Annotated in this window: 23 protein-coding genes; 12 read left to right on the top strand and 11 right to left on the bottom strand. The window is 40.0% G+C overall.

Annotation, left to right across the window (positions count from 1 at the left end; all coding sequences use genetic code 11):
- Window positions 1-2 precede the first annotated feature (2 nt).
- The 3 genes from DC082_RS06675 to DC082_RS10745 all read left to right on the top strand — a co-directional run bounded on the left by DC082_RS06675 (window position 3) and on the right by DC082_RS10745 (window position 3198).
- Complete coding sequence (locus tag DC082_RS06675) at window positions 3-1457, top strand: SGNH/GDSL hydrolase family protein (RefSeq protein WP_109236314.1); 1455 nt, start codon at window positions 3-5, stop codon at window positions 1455-1457.
- 208 nt (window positions 1458-1665) lie between these two features.
- A complete protein-coding gene (locus DC082_RS06670; RefSeq protein WP_109236313.1) occupies window positions 1666-2862 on the top strand; it encodes an SGNH/GDSL hydrolase family protein in 1197 nt (398 codons plus the stop codon).
- Window positions 2863-3021: 159 nt separating this feature from the next.
- Window positions 3022-3198: a hypothetical protein gene (locus tag DC082_RS10745; RefSeq protein ID WP_192875362.1), complete on the top strand. Its 177-nt coding sequence runs from the start codon at window positions 3022-3024 to the stop codon at window positions 3196-3198.
- Between the two features lie 94 nt (window positions 3199-3292).
- Here the strand turns inward: DC082_RS10745 and DC082_RS06665 are convergent, their stop codons facing one another.
- Window positions 3293-3712 (bottom strand): RidA family protein, encoded by a 420-nt coding sequence (locus tag DC082_RS06665; protein WP_275665777.1) that lies wholly within the window; start codon window positions 3710-3712, stop codon window positions 3293-3295.
- A gap of 204 nt (window positions 3713-3916) precedes the next feature.
- On the opposite strand from DC082_RS06665, the gene DC082_RS06660 reads away from it, so the two are divergent.
- Complete coding sequence (locus DC082_RS06660) at window positions 3917-4597, top strand: PadR family transcriptional regulator (protein WP_109236312.1); 681 nt, start codon at window positions 3917-3919, stop codon at window positions 4595-4597.
- Window positions 4598-4695: 98 nt separating this feature from the next.
- On the opposite strand, the gene DC082_RS06655 is transcribed toward DC082_RS06660, so the two are convergent.
- Window positions 4696-5028, bottom strand: a complete 333-nt coding sequence (locus DC082_RS06655; RefSeq protein WP_109236311.1) for a hypothetical protein — start codon at window positions 5026-5028, stop codon at window positions 4696-4698.
- A gap of 163 nt (window positions 5029-5191) precedes the next feature.
- Between DC082_RS06655 and DC082_RS06650 the strand changes: the two genes are divergently transcribed.
- On the top strand, window positions 5192-5524 hold the full coding sequence (locus tag DC082_RS06650) for a hypothetical protein (protein WP_109236310.1): 333 nt from the start codon (window positions 5192-5194) through the stop codon (window positions 5522-5524).
- A gap of 112 nt (window positions 5525-5636) precedes the next feature.
- Here DC082_RS06650 and DC082_RS06645 read toward each other — a convergent pair whose 3' ends face one another.
- The gene (locus tag DC082_RS06645; protein ID WP_189363321.1) at window positions 5637-6878 is read right to left on the bottom strand and encodes a dicarboxylate/amino acid:cation symporter; all 1242 of its coding nucleotides are present in this window, start codon (window positions 6876-6878) and stop codon (window positions 5637-5639) included.
- Window positions 6879-7228: 350 nt separating this feature from the next.
- Here DC082_RS06645 and DC082_RS06640 point away from each other — a divergent pair, with 350 nt between their 5' ends.
- From DC082_RS06640 to hglS, 3 genes are all read left to right on the top strand, one after another.
- Window positions 7229-8167 (top strand): LysR substrate-binding domain-containing protein, encoded by a 939-nt coding sequence (locus tag DC082_RS06640; RefSeq protein WP_229821647.1) that lies wholly within the window; start codon window positions 7229-7231, stop codon window positions 8165-8167.
- Between the two features lie 113 nt (window positions 8168-8280).
- The gene (locus DC082_RS06635; RefSeq protein WP_109236309.1) at window positions 8281-9537 is read left to right on the top strand and encodes a 2-aminoadipate transaminase; all 1257 of its coding nucleotides are present in this window, start codon (window positions 8281-8283) and stop codon (window positions 9535-9537) included.
- 4 nt (window positions 9538-9541) lie between these two features.
- On the top strand, window positions 9542-10930 hold the full coding sequence (gene hglS / locus DC082_RS06630) for a 2-oxoadipate dioxygenase/decarboxylase HglS (RefSeq protein ID WP_109236308.1): 1389 nt from the start codon (window positions 9542-9544) through the stop codon (window positions 10928-10930).
- A gap of 298 nt (window positions 10931-11228) precedes the next feature.
- Here the strand turns inward: hglS and DC082_RS06625 are convergent, their stop codons facing one another.
- The 8 genes from DC082_RS06625 to DC082_RS06590 form a co-directional block, all read right to left on the bottom strand.
- Complete coding sequence (locus DC082_RS06625; protein ID WP_109236307.1) at window positions 11229-11465, bottom strand: hypothetical protein; 237 nt, start codon at window positions 11463-11465, stop codon at window positions 11229-11231.
- A 2-nt stretch (window positions 11466-11467) separates the two neighbouring features.
- Complete coding sequence (locus DC082_RS10650; RefSeq protein ID WP_133243693.1) at window positions 11468-11680, bottom strand: hypothetical protein; 213 nt, start codon at window positions 11678-11680, stop codon at window positions 11468-11470.
- 158 nt (window positions 11681-11838) lie between these two features.
- Entirely contained in the window at window positions 11839-12312 is a 474-nt protein-coding gene (gene ssb / locus DC082_RS06620; protein ID WP_109236306.1) for a single-stranded DNA-binding protein, read from the bottom strand.
- A gap of 296 nt (window positions 12313-12608) precedes the next feature.
- A complete protein-coding gene (locus tag DC082_RS06610) occupies window positions 12609-12920 on the bottom strand; it encodes a Y16D family protein (protein ID WP_109236304.1) in 312 nt (103 codons plus the stop codon).
- A 1-nt stretch (window position 12921) separates the two neighbouring features.
- Window positions 12922-13281: a hypothetical protein gene (locus DC082_RS06605; RefSeq protein ID WP_109236303.1), complete on the bottom strand. Its 360-nt coding sequence runs from the start codon at window positions 13279-13281 to the stop codon at window positions 12922-12924.
- A 2-nt stretch (window positions 13282-13283) separates the two neighbouring features.
- Entirely contained in the window at window positions 13284-13619 is a 336-nt protein-coding gene (locus tag DC082_RS06600) for a hypothetical protein (RefSeq protein WP_109236302.1), read from the bottom strand.
- Window positions 13620-13772: 153 nt separating this feature from the next.
- Window positions 13773-14885, bottom strand: coding sequence for a RhuM family protein (gene rhuM, locus DC082_RS06595; protein ID WP_109236301.1), 1113 nt, complete (start codon window positions 14883-14885; stop codon window positions 13773-13775).
- Between the two features lie 2 nt (window positions 14886-14887).
- On the bottom strand, window positions 14888-15556 hold the full coding sequence (locus DC082_RS06590; RefSeq protein WP_109236300.1) for a LexA family protein: 669 nt from the start codon (window positions 15554-15556) through the stop codon (window positions 14888-14890).
- Between the two features lie 143 nt (window positions 15557-15699).
- Here DC082_RS06590 and DC082_RS06585 point away from each other — a divergent pair, with 143 nt between their 5' ends.
- From DC082_RS06585 to DC082_RS06570, 4 genes are read left to right on the top strand one after another with little or no spacing between them, the layout of a single operon-like run.
- Entirely contained in the window at window positions 15700-15918 is a 219-nt protein-coding gene (locus DC082_RS06585; protein ID WP_109236299.1) for a transcriptional regulator, read from the top strand.
- 2 nt (window positions 15919-15920) lie between these two features.
- Complete coding sequence (locus tag DC082_RS06580) at window positions 15921-16121, top strand: hypothetical protein (protein WP_109236298.1); 201 nt, start codon at window positions 15921-15923, stop codon at window positions 16119-16121.
- Entirely contained in the window at window positions 16118-16867 is a 750-nt protein-coding gene (locus tag DC082_RS06575) for a helix-turn-helix domain-containing protein (protein WP_109236297.1), read from the top strand. Before DC082_RS06580 ends, DC082_RS06575 begins: the two co-directional genes overlap by 4 nt.
- Window positions 16868-16877: 10 nt before the next feature.
- Complete coding sequence (locus tag DC082_RS06570) at window positions 16878-17630, top strand: ATP-binding protein (RefSeq protein ID WP_157957415.1); 753 nt, start codon at window positions 16878-16880, stop codon at window positions 17628-17630.

The raw sequence follows: 17630 nt of genomic DNA, 5'->3' as shown, positions 1-17630 counted from the left end.
ATATGAGAGCTAAAGTCGCCTATATCTTAATTATTACCGTTGCCGGTATGCTCTTTCTCTTTAGAGAATCGGTCAATACCTACTGGATGCAGAGCTATCATCAAGATTCCCCTTTAATAGAGATTGAACGCTGGATCACCGGCAAGAAGCCCGGTTTCGTCGATTCTAGTGTCGAATCTATTGTCGAAGTAGATGAAGTTGCGGAGGTCGATCCCTCTTTGCTGACGGATCAATCTGCCGGTCAGCAAGATTTAGCCAAGCAGGAGATAATAAAAGAGGTGCCGAAAGAGGCGCCGGAAGTAGAGATTGCCGAGGTTGCTGAAGTTGAAGAGGTACTGGTGATGGGTTTTGTTGGCCCTCAATTTCCCCAATTGCCGGGAACACGAGAGGTTCGTGCCGGCGATAAACTCTTTTTTGTGGGCGATTCGATGATGCAAGGTGTTGCGCCGAGAATCAAGCAGGCGCTCTATCAGAAAGAGGGGATTGATGGTGTTGATTTGAGTAAACAGAGTACCGGGCTCTCCTATCCCAACTTCTACAATTGGCCCAAAGTGGTTAAAGAGACGTTAGCAAAAGATGAAGATATTCGGGTGATGGTGGTCTATCTTGGGGCGAATGATCCTTGGGATTTCCCCGTGCCGGGGCGTAAGCAATATCTTCGCTTTAAATCCCCTGAGTGGGAGCGCGCTTATCGATCGCGAATTCGTCAACTGCTTCTATCGGCAAAAGAGCATGATATTCCTGTTATCTGGCTCGGTGCGCCCTGTATGCGTAAAGATCAACTTCATCGCGATATGATCTATCTCAATCGACTCTATCAAGAAGAGGTAGAGCGCTTTAATGGTTACTATCTTCCCACGAGCGATATCTTAGGATGTAGTGATGCGGGCTATGCCGCACATGTGGTGACCGATAAAGGGCAACAACGGGTGCGAGCTAATGATGGTATTCACTTTACCGTTGCCGGACAGCGAATGGTGGGGAATCGTGTGATCGATCTTCTCTCCATTAATTCTCAAGGGGTATTGGATGAAGCGGAGCCGGAATCAGCGACGGAATCTTCCTCTTTAGAAGTGAAGAAAGCAAAAGAGGTGAAAGAGATGGAGGGAGAGAGAAAAGAGCGGAAAGATAAGAGAAGCTCGGCAACATCTTCCACAGAAAGAGCAGAAAAATCGACCTTAAAGCGCAACACGCAAGTGGATAGAAAGTTAGTGGATAAAAAGCTTGCCGATCAAAATATTGCGCCACCATTACAGCTACAGAGTACGCCGGAAATTGAACTTGAAAGAGAAAGTTCATCACGTCGACGCGAAAAGTCGCTAGAGAGAGCGACAGAGAAACAGGTGGAAAAAGGGGCAGGAAAAGGTAGTGATAAACCTATTAAGAGCAGGGAAATAGCCCCTGAAGTCCTTCTATGGGAATGGGCCGATGGATCGCCTATTCAGCCTGCCGAGTAATCTATTTCAACTTTAGAAGAGAAGAATTTAGTGCGCTAAATGCTAAAAGGTTTAAAATCGGTGAGTGAACAGCGCTACGAGATATTGATAGCAGATTCTTAAACAGGGTTTGAAGTCTATTTAAAAGGTCTGCAAAGGATCTTTAAAGGATCTTCAAAAGATGCTTAAGGAGTGTTTAAAAGATGTTTAAGAAAGGTTTAAACAAAGAATGAAACAATTACGAAATTGGGCACTTGGTGCCTTAACGATGATCATTATTGCAGGTTGTAGTAGTGCCGGCATTGGTGATTATCGCCGAGAGATTGGCCCCGGGATTACCAATTACGGTGAAGCGAATCTCTCTCTATTGCAGCAGAAAGTTTCGCGTCTTGCTGCCGGCGGTCATGAGGTATTATCGGTCACACAATTTGGGGATTCCCACTCGGCGGCAGATTTCTTCACCGGCGAGCTTCGGACACAATTACAAGCACGCTTTGGAAATGCCGGTATCGGTTGGGTAACACCGATGGATGTGAGAGGTCAGCGTCATGCAGAGGTGACTTGGCGTTCACAAAATTGGCAGCTGATCAATAGCCGCACCGACGATCATCCCGCTTATCCGATGGGGGGCTATGTGGCGCGTTCCACTAAAGCCGGCGGTTATATCGATCTCTTACCGCGTAATAATATGAGTCCACATGAAGCGTGGAATATTCGTATGGTTGTGCGTGAAGAGGTGCCGGAATCGCTCTCTCTCTATAGTGCTTTTGGACGGACTAATATCACCTTACCGATGAAAAGTAATCATTGGCAGATCGTAAAGATGAAGAGTGCATTACCCTTTAAGTTAGTTGCCGGCGAGAAGGGGATCGAAGTGGGAGGATTTTGGCTACAGCGAGCGAATCGTCCCGGCGCGATTGTCTCTTCCATCGCGACCAATGGTGCGCAGCTTTCGATCTGGAATCGTTGGTCACCTGAGTGGACAGCAGAGCTTGCCGCAACAGAGAGCGATCTTGTGATCTTAGAATATGGCACTAATGAAGCCTTTAATGATCGACTCGATAAGAATCTCTATCGTCAAAATTTAGTGGCAAGTATTCGTAAAATCCGTCAGCGTCTTCCTAATGCCGTGATCTTAATGGTCGGGCCGGGCGATGCGCTATTACGTGATGCTTCCGGTAAATGTGTCGATCGTCAGCCTCCATCTTATAAGATCGTTAAAGCGGTACAGAAGTCTGTGGCGCGTTCAGAACATACGCTCTATTGGGATTGGCAGATGGCGATGGGCGGTAAGTGCAGTATCGATCAATGGGAAACAGAATCCCTTGCCGGTCGTGATAAAGTTCATCTTACCGGCGTGGGCTATCGCCTCAGTGCGAAGATGCTCTACAAAGACCTTATGCAGCTCTTAAATGTGCGTCATTAATCGAAGCTGAAGTTCGAAAGTCAATATGATAGAAGCCTCTCTACTCCTCACGGGTAGAGAGGTTTTTTTATTATTGTTGTTTTATATCAAAACAAAAGAGCAAAACAAAATAGGCTGATAAGATGCCGGTCCTTACTATCGCACGCTTCCATTAATTGCATGCCGGCAAATATCGCTACCTCAATGATTAGTTATGTTGAAACAAAAAAGGCTGATGAAGTGCCGGTCTTTACTACCTCATGCTTCCAGAAATTCCGCGCCGGCAGTAGGCGATCTTTTATCGTCAATAATCGTTACTTTAATGATATTGTCCTCGGCATCGAAGATGCCAAATAGAAAGATGCAATGGGCGGGCATGCAGAGGTAGAAAGAAGAAAACAGTAGGCTCCCGCCGCTCCGCGAATTTTCTTAAGGATCTTCTTCTGAAGAACTATTCAACATCTGCCTCATCATTGATAACAGCTTGTGCTTCAATTTCAATCAGCCATTCAGAAAGAGCTAATCCTGTAACTACAATCCAAGAAGATGCCGGCATCTGTTCACCAAAAAAAGCCTTCAATGCCATTGAGATCTCTTCTTGTGTCTCCGGCGTATTGGCACTCTCCTTGATATAGAGACGTAACATCGCAATTGAGTGCTTTGTAGTATTTGCCGAGATTAATACCTTCTCAATATTTTCTAAACAGATACGTGTCTGCTCTCCCATTGTTGTTGCGATCGTTACTTGATCCTTATCAGTGGCAACTTGCCCAGAAAGAAAGAGCTGCCGGCAACCTTTTGTTAAAACAGCCTGACTAAAACCATACTGTAAGCTATTAAAAACGGTAGGGGGATTGATCAATTTATGCATTATAAGACTCCTCAATAACGGTTATGAGATTGTGAAAAGAGATTATAACGAAGGGTGATTGAGGAGGAAGAAATAGATTGAGGGATAAACAACTAATAATAGGAAAATAAAATAGGTCTAATAGTTTACATATCTCAAGATATATCTTAAGATGCATATATCAACTATATCTTACGATATAAAATCATCAACAAGAAGGAGTCTATGATGAGAGAATTATCAAGAATGCAATATGGTCTATTAGCTTGTGGAGATCGCTCTGCAAGAGGTTATCAGCGCGGAAGAGGTGCCGGCAGAAGAGGGCGCCATCATTTTTCAGAACATTGCCGGAGAGATGATCGCTTTGAAATGGGCGGTCGCGGTGGCGGACGAAGAAGAGAAGGGGGGCGTGGTCATGGTCGCTTTGGCGGGGGAAGACGCATCAGTAGTGAAGAGCTACAGTTACTGGTCTTAATGCTTCTTTCAGAACAATCACTTCACGGTTATCAGATTATTAAAGAGCTAGAGGAGCGTTCAAAGGGCTTCTACAAACCGAGCCCCGGCATGATCTATCCTCTTTTGGCATATCTGGAAGAGAGTGAGCTAGCTGAGGTAACGATGGATGGCTCTAAAAAAGAGTTCTCCCTTACGAAAAAGGGCAAAGAGGAGATTAGTGAAAAGCTCGATGAAGCAGAAGTGCTCTTCTCTTGGCTTAAAGCACAAGGAGAGCTGATCAATGCGATGGAGCAGGCATATGCCGTAGAACAAAGAAGCGCAGAATCCCCCCATCGAGCAAAACTCAAAGAACTCCGCCTACTCTTAAAAGAGAACCAAAATGCCGAGCATGAGACCGAGATCAATTCGATTTTAGAAGAGGCGATCGCTAAAATTAAAGCACTACTTTAAGTCACTTAAGTGCCGAAATCACCTAAACCCATTTTAAAAGAAGAAGGAAGCTCTAAGGCTTCCTTTTTTATCTTCTCGATCTTTCTCATTTCCCTCAATTATCTCCCAAATGAAGCTGAAAGCAGTAGGGGATGAATCGTAGGGGCTTTCAATAACTCGCCGGCATCATCCTTAAAAAAGAGCGTGAGCCGATGTTCTGTAGAGATCATCTTTAAGGCATCAATCATCGCGATCGATTCTGTGGCAATAACATGAGCGATATCATCAATGGTTCGATTGATCAATGCAAGATCAATCTTCTGGTCGATAGATACTACTGTTTCAGGGCTTTTGTAAATTTTCCCCTCATATTCACATTCTGTCTGAATCGAGAGGTGTGCTTTCGCTTCTTTAAGCAGATCGAAGTCTGTGGAATCAATATAGTGATGCATAGGAGTTCCTTCTAAATTAAATTGCCTAAAAAAATCACCTAAAAATTACTTAAAATGAGATTACTAAAATCATTATCATTTTAAATTGTTACTTAATGAGTTTATAAGGTATATAGGTAGTTATCGAGTTATTTAATCAGATCTTTGAGTTGAGGAGTATCGAATGAAAAAGCGTTTGAAAAAGCGTTTATTACCACTATCTATTGTCACCTTATTATTACTGATGGGCTGCGCAACACAAGAGGCAGAGTGGCGCGTTGGACATGCAAGCAGATCAGAAGCGATCGTTGAGATCTATGCCGAAGGGGTAGAAGGCTTTAAAAAGATAGTCACCGCTCCTGAAACAGAAGCTGATGAAGAAGCCAATAAAATCTGCCAAGGATGGGGCATGAAGAACGCGAGATTGATCGATCAGCGTGTCGATAAAAGCACTAAAAAAGAGAACGCACCGCTCGTAACAGTCGATTATCTGAAGAAGTATCAGTGTTTGGAGTAGTACGGTTTGTAGGAGCTCTAATCTCGGATTATTGCTTTAATATATAAAATACCCGATAAAACTTATCGGGTATTTTGGTCTATCTTCTTGTTTCGAACGAGATATTATTAATTCACTGCTTTTGTTTTGCAAGATATCTTCGCTCTGATAAATCAACCATTTTAGCGGCAACAAGATCCCCGGTAACATTACCTAATGTAAAAATCATATCGACTAATATATTGATACCGGCTGTCAGCGCAACAATTTCAATAGGTAAACCTGCTTGAGTGAATACGGCCGCCATTGCTATTAGACCAGCTCCAGGTACTCCAGCTGTTCCAACAGCCGCTAATGTTCCAATGACAACAATGGAGACAAGATCAACGGGGCTGAGTGAAACTCCAATAATTTCTGAAGCAAAAATAACCGCGATTCCTAAACGTAGCGCTGTACCATTCATATTGACAGTGGCTCCAATTGGAAGGGTTAGTTTTGCAATACGGTCATCAATACCTGCAGTTTTTGCCGCTTTTAGAGTGATTGGAAGTGTCCCTAAGCTACTGCAAGTGACAAATGCTGTGAGCATTGACTCTTTAATATCTTTATAAAATTGAATAACTTTTCCACCCCATAATTTGAGGATAAGGGGATAAAAGACAACGAGCAGTAGAATAACGCCTAGGTAGGAAGTAACAATAAATTTACCTAAAGCAATCACGGTATCTATCCCTTGAGCTCCAATTGTTGCGGCAGTGATTCCAAAAATTCCGATAGGAGCATATTCTAATATACCATTTAGAATTTTAAGCGTTGCCTCATTAGCAGCCTCAACAAAAGTCATTAAGGTATTTCCCATTTTTTGTTGTTTATTATCGGTTGAGTGTGTCATGTATAGAATCGCTAAGCCTGTAATTATTGCCATAAATACTACAGATAAAATATGACCATCCGCAAAAGCTTTAAATATATTGGTAGGCACCATATTGATTATGGTATCTAAGAATCCCTGTCTTTCGGGAATGGTTAACGTAATATCATTAGAGAATGTTACCCCTTTTCCGGGTTGCAGAAGTGTAGCAATAATCAGACCGATAGCGACGGAAATCGCTGTTGTTATAACGTAAATAGGAAAGACTTTAACTCCGATTCTCCCTAAGTCAGCAGGATTAGAGTGATTTACAGCTACAATTAAAGATAGAAAAATAAGCGGGATAACGATCATTTTTAATAGATTCATAAAAATGACACCAAGTGGGGCAAAAACTTCATTGGTTGTCTCTAAGGTTAGCCCAAAGATCAGGCCTAAAATAAACCCACTGGTTATTTTGAGCATAAAGGATTTATTTCTATACCATCTCCATAATGCAATCATCAATGTCCTCCTAGAACTTTCTGATCAATTTGTATCAATTTATATTTTATTGTTATGAAATTATCTCTTAAATATTGAGAGTTATCGCGACATTTAAAAAACGCTATAAATAGGTTTTAAGCGCCTCTCTACTGCTTAAGTAATTCTTTTATATAAGTCTTTATTTCAAAGAATGATCTGGCCAGTTAATATTTGATCTAGATCATATGATCCAGTTAGTGATTAAAGAGCAAATAGGATTGAACTGCAAGAGAGCTTTCAGCTTAAAGTCATTCGAAATTTTCGTGAAGTTTTTTAAAGTAAACTACATAATAAGTAAAAATATCTATTTAAAGGAGTAGAGAATAGGAATGAGTTTTCAAAGAATTTCACGTAAAAAAATACCTTCAATAGCAGCTTTACAATGTTTTGAAGCTTCAGCGAGACATCTTAGTTTTACACGGGCAGGAGAGGAGCTTTATCTATCACAAAGTGCTGTTAGTAAACAGGTAGCGCAGTTAGAAATTACTTTACAGACGAACTTATTTCATCGAGTGCGGAAAAGGTTGCGTTTATCCGCGGCGGGGAAAATTTATCTTTCAGAAGCACGAAAAATTTTAGATGCGGTTGAAGCTTCAACTTTACACATGCTCTCTTTTGAAAGCGATCGAGAGATATTAACATTAGCGGCACACCCAACCTTTGGCGAGCGTTGGCTTATTCCAGCTATGAAGGAGTTTCATGACCTCTACCCACATATTCGCTTCAACTTAAAAGATTATGTACAACCATTTGACTTGTCCAAAGATAATGTTGATATCGCTTTTTTGTTTGGAAATGGCGTCTGGGAGGGTTTAACTACGATTAAATTATTTGATGAACAAATGATTCCTGTGTGTCATCCGAGTCTATTGGGGCAACAAAAAAGCGCTTTTGATTCAGTGGAGGATTTTCAAAACTATACTCTCCTGCAATGCCAATCTCGCTCTACTTCTTGGTATCTATATTTTGATAGTCAATCTGTTGATATTGAACAGTGTTATCACGGACTTGGTTTTGAAACATGGTCAGCTTGTATTCGTGCAGCGGAGATGGGATATGGTATTGCCTTGGTACCTAAGTTTTTAGTTGAAGAGGAGCTTTCCAGAAAAACATTAATGATTCCTTGGGATTATGAACTAGTTCGTCATGGTGCGTACTATTTAGCTTATGAAACACAATTTTCAGATTTACAGGTTATTAAAAAGTTAGTTGCATGGATTAAAAAATATTTATCAAAAATAACATTAGAATCAGAAAAAAAGGAATAAGGGATCGCATTTTTTTCGTTTGATAGGTTACGGTAAGTTTGCTGTTATATGAGGAGCTTTATTGGATATAGAGATAACTCATCAAAAAGGATTTATTAGGAGAACTTACCAAAATGAAAGTTACATCGGCACTTTCGATCATACATCCGATTACGGTATCCCATGGTAAAAATGCTACGGTTTGGGATACAGAAGGAAAAGAGTATATCGATTTTATTGGGGGAATTGGCGTGCTCAACTTAGGGCATTGCCATCCTAAAATAGTTTCAGCAATTACAGATCAAGCTCAGAAGCTTACTCACTCGGCTTATAATGCGGTTCCACATCAACTATATAAAGATTTACTTACTGCGCTATCTGAATTTATTCCAACCAAGACGCCTTTTTTTGGCATGTTAACGAATAGCGGTGCAGAGTCTACAGAAAATGCTCTTAAAATCGCCCGAATGAATACTGGGCGTCTAGTATCCATTGCATTTGATGGTGGATTTCATGGTAGAACGCTGGCAGCGCTGAATCTCAATGGAAAAGTCTTGCCATATAAAAAGTCTCTAGGCCCCTTGCCTGGACCTGTATATCACTTACCTTTTCCAAGTCCTGATAACACAGTGACTAGTCAAATGGCTATAGAGGCGCTAGAGCGACTTATTAATGTTGAAATTGATGTGAATGATATTAGCAGTATTTTTGTTGAACCCGTTCAAGGAGAGGGCGGATTTCAAGTTTTAGATCGTGATTTCGCCCATTATTTGCGTGAGTTTTGTGATAAGCATGGGATAGTCTATGTTTTTGATGAAATTCAATCAGGATTTGGAAGAACAGGCATGCCTTTTGCTTTTCAACATTTAGAGGTTGAGCCAGATATCATTCTACTTGCAAAAAGTATCGCCGGAGGATTGCCTCTAGGAGCGGTGATGGGAAAACAGAGATTAATGGAAAATTTACCTCCCGGAAGTTTAGGCGGCACTTTTTCAGGTAATACCATAGCTTGTGCGGCAGCTCTCGCGACCATTGAAATTCTTTCGGATCACGAAACATTAAAAAAATGGGGAGAAGGGTATGAGAGTATGGTCAAAGAGATTCATGCTCAATGGATAAGTGAGGGATTATCATGTGTAGGGGAGCTTACAGGTATTGGAGCTATGATAGGTATTCCTTTAATAAAACAAAATGGGGAACCTGACCCAGATATGTTAACAAAATTATTACCTATGGCACGTGAACGGGGATTACTATTAATGCCGAGTGGTAAAAACCGTAATATTATTCGACTATTAGCACCTTTAACTATTAGTTCTGAGCAGCTTCGAGCGGGGCTAGTTATTTTAGGTGAGTGCTTATTTACTATAATGAATTTACAAGTGGAGTAATAAAATGTCTAAATTATCATTTGTTTCACCAGATGACATTCGAGCGCAATTTTCAGCGGCAATGTCAAATATGTATCAAAATGAGGTTCCTTTATATCAAGATTTAATGGAATTAGTCTCTGAAGTTAATCAAAATGTTTTAAGCCAAGATAGAGATTTATATGAAAGCTTAGTGCAAACAGGAGAAATTGAGAGACTCGATGAGGAGCGACATGGGGCAATCCGAGTAGGAACAGCGGAAGAGCTCAAGATGCTTCGTCGACTGTTTGCTGTTATGGGAATGTTTCCAGTGGGTTACTATGATTTAGCACCAGCCGGTGTTCCCGTTCATTCGACTGTTTTTAGAGCAATTCATGAGGATTCTTTGCGGATTAGTCCTTTTAGGATTTTTACTTCCCTTTTACGTCTTGAGTTAATTGAAGATGAGGCTTTAAGAGATGAGGCAGTAAAAATTTTACAAAAACGGAATATTTTTACAGATAAGGTTGTGAGTCTTATTGAGAAATATGAGCAGGCAGGTGGACTAACTCAGGAAGAAGCTCGGCAGTTTATTGAAGAGTCTTTAGAGACCTTTCGTTGGCATCCAGAAGCTACGGTAACAGCAACACAGTATCAAAACCTACATAATCAACACCGTTTAATTGCTGATGTTGTGGCTTTTAAGGGGCCTCATATTAATCACTTAACGCCTAGAACATTAGATATTGATACAATTCAGTTAGAGATGCCGAAGAGAGGAATTAATGCTAAAGCTGTTATTGAAGGCCCTCCTCGCAGAGAGTGTCCTATTCTATTGCGTCAAACAAGTTTTAAAGCCTTAAAAGAGCCAGTATCTTTTGTTGATCAAAATAGTCAGGAGATGGGGAGTCATACAGCTCGCTTTGGAGAGATTGAACAAAGAGGTGTTGCCTTAACGCCTAAAGGACGTGCTCTTTATGATAAATTATTAAATAGGACGCGGGCAGAAGTAGGGGCGCCATCAGAAGAAAATGCTGAAGAATATTACATTGCACTTACTAAAAACTTTAAGGACTTTCCAGATGATTACGCAGCACTTCATGATCAGAAATTAGCTTATTTTTCTTATTTTCCAACAAAGGAAGGAATTGCAAATAGAGGACAGTTTCCTAAAGGGATTACATTGAATGAATTAATTGATTTAGGTGCAATTATTTATAAGCCTATTGTTTATGAAGACTTTTTACCGGTAAGTGCGGCGGGCATTTTCCAATCAAATCTTGGGGATGAAGCTCGTGTAAACTATGTAGAAAATTCTAGTCAGACACAATTTGTTGAGGATTTGGGGGCTCAAGTACTTGATGAACTAGAAATGTATGAAGCCTCTCAAGCTCGATCCTTAGAGCGATGTAAGGAGATTTTAGAGATTAAATAGTAAATAAGTTGTATAGGCGAAATAAATAAACAGAGATTGTATTAAGGGTAGAGTTTATCCGTTATCATCCGTTATCAATTTTTGTTTTTATAGCGCGGTGAAAAAATTGTATCAAGCAGATAAAAAAGCGATCTATGAAAGATCGCTTTTTTGTATTTGGTACCGAAGAAGAGTGTCTTTGGAGGGTGTAAAAATGAGGAATACAGCAAATAAGCGGTCTCTAATGCATTACATTTATACACTTTTATGGCTGTTAATTTGAAAGTGTCCCCTCAATTGCCCCTGAAAGGGAAATTTATTAAATATATTTTTGGAATGCCATGAGCTTTTCAATATCTTTATCTGGCAGGGTAGAGCTTATCATGTGAAGCCTAACTGCTTCTCTAGACCAAATATATTTTTTACCGCGTAAAGGTAGGGGGAATTGTCCTTTTGATGCCCACACAGATACGGAGTCTTCCGTTACGCCGTATGCTTCGGAAATTTCCTTTCTTGTTATTGTCAATTCTGATAATGAATTAGTCAACTCTTTCACGCTTAAACCTCCATATAACTCTTCATATCTTCAAACCATTCAAAGCCACCAAATTTAAACCACACTTGGCGCGTATTTTTATCAATGCGAATAATCTTTTTGGTTACGTTATCTTTAATAACGGTGTGACCAACTTTTGCAGTTGATCCATTTTTATAAACCGGATTAATCATTTCAAAATCCTTTTTCTCATTTGTCGTAAGCAAACTTTGCATCCAAAGTTGCCATGCATATCTCGATCATTTCCACTTTGCTCATAAATTGATTGTGGATTATTGGGTGCTGGCTGACTCATGCAAAACAAGTTGCCGGCGATGTCGCAGTAATGATATTTACCACTGCGCTTATTCTTGACGATGCAATCGCCATTTTTTCAGAACGGAATATCATCATCCTCTTCATCAAATCCTACTTTCTTCTCTGGGGCACCCCAGGGATCTTTTTTTGGATAATCACCTGCCATAGATTGATCATCAACATGCTGATTATTAGGGTTTGATGGATTAAAGTTGCCACTGCCTAACATTTGTAGTTCATTGGCATTGATATCAGTTGAGTAGCGTTCAATACCCTTTTTATCAGTATATTTGTTGGTTCGAAGAGATCCCTCTACATAGACTTGAGATCCCTTTCTTAAATATTGCCCAGCAATCTCTGCAAGACGACCGAAAAAGACAACTCGATGCCATTCGGTGCGTTCCTGTTGTTGTCCGGTATTACGGTCCTTCCAACTCTCGGACGTTGCAATAGAGATGGTAGTAACAGCGCTACCTGCAGCTGTATAACGGACATCAGGGTCTTGCCCAAGACGTCCGACTAAAATGACTTTATTAATTCCACGAGACATACTATCCCTCTTTTAAAATGTTGTTCTTTGGTCAATGTAATCTTGTAGTTTGTTTCTCTTCCAATCTAATTCCATCCGAATCCGATCTATCTCCGCTAGAATATTGCCTCTCTGGTCGATGATCTGATAAATGAAGAGCCCACCTCTCTTTTTACTTAACCGATTTAATATGCAACCGTTTCTTCTTAAGTGATCCTTGACAGTGTTATTGATCCAATATGAAGTACGATCTCTGTTATCAGCCATTGACATAGATAGTTCTCCTTTTAATGATGTTGTTTAAATTTAATGATGCGCTATTGGTAAAGATCTTCTGGTAATAAGCGCTTTCGCTCTTTAAATCTTAGTTGAGCTCCCCATCCGGTAATTTCTAGTGCCTCTTTGGGATCAACAAATCGACCTTTATTTGTCATAAAGCCTTCTTCATAAAGCTTTAATGTCCAGAAGTAGTGTTTATTTGATAGGCTTTGAAAAAAGTCAGTTGCGAACTGATCATCATATTTGATACAGAGTCTGGTTTTTTCTATTTCTATCGTTCTACCTTGAAATTTAGGGCTAAACAGATATCTAACTGCAGGACATACAATCTGTTCTTTACTTTCGTACATGTCATACCTCATTTAGGTGTTCAGGAAGCGCCGAGCCAAAAGGAAGTTCTTCACTCGCTTCAATTTCATCGCAGTCAACACAGCGTCTACTCCAGATAGAGTGGGGTTCGCATATATTTGGCATAATATTCATACGGATATACCAATCACCCTCAAAGTCATACCTTGTCCACTCTGTAAACTCATGCTTACCTTCTCGACAACTTGTTTTTTTTGAATGGAATTTTAAATAAACTTCTCCGGTAGCAAAGAACTCTTTTTGGCATGCTATGCACTTAACTTTATGCTCTCCTTCTCCGAGGTCTAAAGTATTTGATACCACATCTGATTTTCCGCAATATGGGCATTCAATACTGTTCATGATTAGGCCACCTTTTTCTGAAGAATAACTACTGGAGTATTAACAATAGAAGCCATCTTTTCATATTTAGCGGCAGCTTTAGCACGCGCACTGATCAGGTTTCTAGCTTTATGGAGTCCAGCTACAAGGATTTGTTGCTGCTTTTTGTTGGGGCTTAAAACAAACATACGCGCAAGCTCTTGCTCTTCATGTGCAATTACATCTCTGATTTGTTCGAGAGAGAAGTCAACGTGGGCGTTGGCTATTTCGATCTCCTTATGAAGACGGGCATTTCTTTTGATGCGTTTATTTTCTATGTGACGTTGTGCGCGTTGTTTGATTAGATTTAGAATGAACATGTTGACACCTTAATAACTTATGTTTTTTTTGTGATGTCTTGAATATAACAAATGTTTTTATAGAGGGCAAACACTTTTGTTATTATTTTCTTGTTTAACTTTATATAGACGTAAAAAAACCGCCATAATTGGCGGGTTTATTTAGTTTTTAAATTATTCTAGAAGGGTACTTTTACTTATAAAGTGTAATTTTTCAGTTATATCAGGTAGATACTTCTTTAGCTGGGGGAGGGTGATTTGAGCAGTTATCTCTTTTAGGTCATTATATTCCCCATCATAGAAAGCATCCAAGCTAAATGGAGTATCTAATTCAAGAGTCTGTAATTTAAGAATTTCTATATAATTGTCGCGCTCTCTTAAGGCGTGAGCATCTGCTTCATCTCTTGTGTAGTCCTCATATCCGCCAAACACATCGTACTCATGCAACTTAAGAACCTTATCTATCTTTTTATGAAGGCCTTTCATAGTCATCTTAACTCCGCGAGATATTAGTGATTCCGCTAAAACTAAAAAAGCTTCAGATAACAGATGTAATTCTTTCAGTTCTTTATTTTCAAAATAGTTTTTAGCTACCTTTACCTCTTCTTTGGTGGGGATTTCACTATTAAAAGTAACAAGTCCTATATCTTTATTTTCAGCATTAGCTCTATCTAAGATGATCTTAGATGCCGTCATGCTTGTGATAGCATGATAAAATTTATCTTGTAACAAGGCGAAGAAAGATCTCGCTTTTTGTGAGTCACCATCATAATCAGAGGCGCATATTTTAAAACAATCTCGCAAAATTGCGTAAGTACTTTTTTCACTTGAACGTAGTGCTCGCACCTCTTCCGCTAAAGAGCGAAGGGCTTCTGGATCGTTTTCTAGTTTCGAATAATTTAAAGAGTAGCCTTGTTCTATATGCTCTTTAAGAACACTATTAGCCCAACGCATAAAATCTCCCGCTCTTTTACTGTTGAGCCTATACCCTACTGCGAGAATTACGTCCAAGTTATAGTGAGGAATACGCCTCTTAATCCAGCGATCATCGATCTTTTGAGAAAGTAGAAATTCTTTATTTGTTTCACTTCTATCTAATTGGTTGTTACTGTATATGGTTAATATTTCCTGCTCAACACTTTGCTTAGATACTTTGAAAATATCCGCCATATTCTGTGAAGTAGCCCATATATCTTGATCGACCTCATTAATACTCACTTCTGTAAACCCGGGAGAGGTGGGGTATATTGTGGGTAATAAGGTTTCACTGTTTTGTACTTTACTCATATCTATATATCTGTCCACTTCCCAATAACAACACCATTAATAGTGGCATTGCCATTAATTTTAATGACCTTCTCATGCCAGTTCGGATTGAGTGGCTGAATGTATTTACCATCTAGTTCTATGATTAATTGTTTAAAGGTTGCTTGTGAGCTTCCATCTAAAGTGACAATAACAAGAGATTTATTTTCTGGCTCTTTTTCAGGATCAACATAAATAATATCCCCATCTTCAAACGAAGGCTTCCCGTTGGGATTTTCCATGCTTGAGCCGACAACTTTGAGTGCAAAGGTATTTTTACTATGAGGAACAGGGCATGGAACCCACTTTATAAGTTCATCCACAGGAACGGTTTCTACATTATTGAAACTGCCGGCAGCAACCCAAGAGATAACAGGCACAAACACATTTCCATCAGGCTCAGATATTGGAATTGTGTTCGATGAGGGGAATACTTCTGCAGTCGTAATAACCACACCTTCTTTTCCATATAAGAGCCATTCAGCGCTCACATCTAAAGCTCTTGCTATTTCGAATATTTTTGTTGAGCCTTGATTTCTACCATTCTCAATATATTGAATCGCGGTTTGTGTAACGCCTACTAGCTCGCCTAGTTTTGCTTGCGAATAACCTTTGGCGTTACGAGCCTGTTTTAATCTGTCTTTTAATTCCATCACCAAAATCTTCTGTTAGTTAAGTGTGTCAATAAAAACAAATGTATAACAAATGTTATAACTCTTCAAATAACAAATGTTTGATCTTGTCTTGAGGTTTTAAAAACATTTGTTATTATTGTGTTATTGATCGAGGAGCTTTTATGACAAAAAAATATTTATTACAGGCAATTGATGCGGTTGGCGGTCAGAGTCAATTAGCTGATGCGTTGAATATCAAACAGGGGCATGTAGGTATGTGGGTACATCGAGACAAGAAAGCCCCTCCTGCTGAATATGTTTTGAAAATCGAGGAGATAACAGGCATTAGCAGACATAAACTGCGACCGGATGTTTTTGGGGATGATCAAGAGGAGGATTAATCATGAATATTTTACATGAAAAAATATTAGCAAGGAGAGACAGGTTAAAAAGAGCATTGGCTCTAATGCTTCAAGGCGCTGATAAATACGCCTGCGAGTGTGGAGTGACTCATTTTGAGTTGCCAGAAAAAGGCAAGACTCGATTAATGGCATGTGGTAATTGTGGCCGTCATTTTATTGTTAAGCAGGAGATTGATGCATGAGCATGATGTTAATGGTCAAAGCTATGCGGATAAAGGTTGGAAACCCTCTCCGCAAGCTTGTCCTTATTAAATTAGCTGATAACGCCAACGATCTTGGAGAGTGTTGGCCGTCTCATCAACACATTGCGGAACAGTGTGAAATAAGCAGACGTTCAGTTATCAATCACATTAACAAATTAGAAGAAATGGGTTTTCTTCGTAAAGAGTATAGAACGAAGAACAATGAGAAGCAATCTAACCTATATTTTCTAACTTTAGATAATCCTGCCAACACTGAATTAGGTAGTGCAGGAGATTCACCACCTAGTGAAAGAGATGCACCACCTAGTGCAGGAGATTCACTACCAAGTGCAGGAGATGCACCACCCCCTAGTGCAGGAGATGCACATAGAACCAGTCACTCTTCTGAACCAGTCATTGAACTAGTCAATGAATCATTAAAACCAAAAGATCGCCTACTCGCTTCCGGTGTTGATAAACAAGTTTTAGAAGATTTCTTAGCTGTAAGAAAAGCGAAAAGATTACCGCTCACTCATACCGCGATTGACGGATTAGAACGTGAAGCAGGTAAAGCCTCACTAGAAGTCAAAGATGCTATTCGTTTCTGTGCAGAAAAAGGGTGGGGCGGATTTAATGCAAACTGGTATATCGGCCCAACATCAAGCGCCAGCAATCAGAAGGCACTAGAAAACTTTAATGCTCAAGATTACGGCGCACCGGTTATTCCTGAACATATGCGCAAATAGGGGGAAGATCATGAAACAAATTCAACAGTTTTTAAACAAGCCAATGCCAATCAATGAAGTTGTTACCAATGATTGGGTAATCGATACGACCGAAACATGTGAAAAGCATGGCGAGTATATCAGTTCAATAAAGCGAGGATTAGAAAGTCGATCCATTCCAGTTTGCCCCAAGTGCCGACAAGAGCGTGAGCTGAGATCTAAGCTTGGAGGAAAAGATGGAATCGCTAAACGCTTTACTCGTTGCTCGTTTGATAATTATGAAGTTAATCATGAGAGCCAGGCTCAGATTAAAGATATCTTGGAATCTTTTGCGCGTGATTTTGAAGATCACCTAGAAATGGGAACCCCCGTGCTTTTATTAGGTGGAGTTGGAACAGGTAAAACGCACCTTGCTTGTTCAATCGCGAATGAAATTGCAGATCGAGGTTATAACTCGATCTTTCGTTCTGTTTCTGCATTAGTCCGCTCAATTCGTGATTGTTGGGGAAGAAATGGCGAAGAAGCGAAGTTAATTGAGCTTTATAAAAATATCGATCTTCTGATTATCGATGAAGTCGGGGTCCAAGCCGGAAGCGACAACGAGCGCAATATTTTATTCGACATTATTAACGGTCGTTACGAAGAGATGAAGCCAACGATCATGATCTCGAACTTGAAAATCGAGGACTTCACAAAAGCAGTTGGGCAGCGTATTGCAAGCCGTATTCAGCATGAAGGGCTTTTGTTACCGTTTGCATGGCGTGATTACAGGATGGGGGATTAG

The sequence above is a fragment of the Ignatzschineria indica genome (assembly GCF_003121925.1).
GTDB classification, from domain to species: domain Bacteria; phylum Pseudomonadota; class Gammaproteobacteria; order Cardiobacteriales; family Wohlfahrtiimonadaceae; genus Ignatzschineria; species Ignatzschineria indica.
This window is presented reverse-complemented; position numbering and strand designations above follow the sequence as displayed.

What these genes read in the sequence shown, in the direction of transcription:
- hglS (WP_109236308.1), top strand. Translation starts at nt 9,542, where the DNA reads ATGTCTAAATTATCATTTGTTTCACCAGATGACATTCGAGCGCAATTT.
- DC082_RS06670 (WP_109236313.1), top strand. Translation starts at nt 1,666, where the DNA reads ATGAAACAATTACGAAATTGGGCACTTGGTGCCTTAACGATGATCATT.
- DC082_RS06605 (WP_109236303.1), bottom strand. Translation starts at nt 13,281, where the DNA reads ATGAACAGTATTGAATGCCCATATTGCGGAAAATCAGATGTGGTATCA.
- DC082_RS10745 (WP_192875362.1), top strand. Translation starts at nt 3,022, where the DNA reads ATGCCGGCAAATATCGCTACCTCAATGATTAGTTATGTTGAAACAAAA.
- DC082_RS06665 (WP_275665777.1), bottom strand. Translation starts at nt 3,712, where the DNA reads ATGCATAAATTGATCAATCCCCCTACCGTTTTTAATAGCTTACAGTAT.
- DC082_RS06585 (WP_109236299.1), top strand. Translation starts at nt 15,700, where the DNA reads ATGACAAAAAAATATTTATTACAGGCAATTGATGCGGTTGGCGGTCAG.
- DC082_RS06580 (WP_109236298.1), top strand. Translation starts at nt 15,921, where the DNA reads ATGAATATTTTACATGAAAAAATATTAGCAAGGAGAGACAGGTTAAAA.
- ssb (WP_109236306.1), bottom strand. Translation starts at nt 12,312, where the DNA reads ATGTCTCGTGGAATTAATAAAGTCATTTTAGTCGGACGTCTTGGGCAA.
- rhuM (WP_109236301.1), bottom strand. Translation starts at nt 14,885, where the DNA reads ATGAGTAAAGTACAAAACAGTGAAACCTTATTACCCACAATATACCCC.
- DC082_RS06650 (WP_109236310.1), top strand. Translation starts at nt 5,192, where the DNA reads ATGAAAAAGCGTTTGAAAAAGCGTTTATTACCACTATCTATTGTCACC.
- DC082_RS06675 (WP_109236314.1), top strand. Translation starts at nt 3, where the DNA reads ATGAGAGCTAAAGTCGCCTATATCTTAATTATTACCGTTGCCGGTATG.
- DC082_RS06635 (WP_109236309.1), top strand. Translation starts at nt 8,281, where the DNA reads ATGAAAGTTACATCGGCACTTTCGATCATACATCCGATTACGGTATCC.
- DC082_RS06640 (WP_229821647.1), top strand. Translation starts at nt 7,229, where the DNA reads ATGAGTTTTCAAAGAATTTCACGTAAAAAAATACCTTCAATAGCAGCT.
- DC082_RS06570 (WP_157957415.1), top strand. Translation starts at nt 16,878, where the DNA reads ATGAAACAAATTCAACAGTTTTTAAACAAGCCAATGCCAATCAATGAA.
- DC082_RS06660 (WP_109236312.1), top strand. Translation starts at nt 3,917, where the DNA reads ATGATGAGAGAATTATCAAGAATGCAATATGGTCTATTAGCTTGTGGA.
- DC082_RS06610 (WP_109236304.1), bottom strand. Translation starts at nt 12,920, where the DNA reads ATGTACGAAAGTAAAGAACAGATTGTATGTCCTGCAGTTAGATATCTG.
- DC082_RS06575 (WP_109236297.1), top strand. Translation starts at nt 16,118, where the DNA reads ATGAGCATGATGTTAATGGTCAAAGCTATGCGGATAAAGGTTGGAAAC.
- DC082_RS06600 (WP_109236302.1), bottom strand. Translation starts at nt 13,619, where the DNA reads ATGTTCATTCTAAATCTAATCAAACAACGCGCACAACGTCACATAGAA.
- DC082_RS06590 (WP_109236300.1), bottom strand. Translation starts at nt 15,556, where the DNA reads ATGGAATTAAAAGACAGATTAAAACAGGCTCGTAACGCCAAAGGTTAT.
- DC082_RS10650 (WP_133243693.1), bottom strand. Translation starts at nt 11,680, where the DNA reads ATGCAAAGTTTGCTTACGACAAATGAGAAAAAGGATTTTGAAATGATT.
- DC082_RS06655 (WP_109236311.1), bottom strand. Translation starts at nt 5,028, where the DNA reads ATGCATCACTATATTGATTCCACAGACTTCGATCTGCTTAAAGAAGCG.
- DC082_RS06645 (WP_189363321.1), bottom strand. Translation starts at nt 6,878, where the DNA reads ATGATTGCATTATGGAGATGGTATAGAAATAAATCCTTTATGCTCAAA.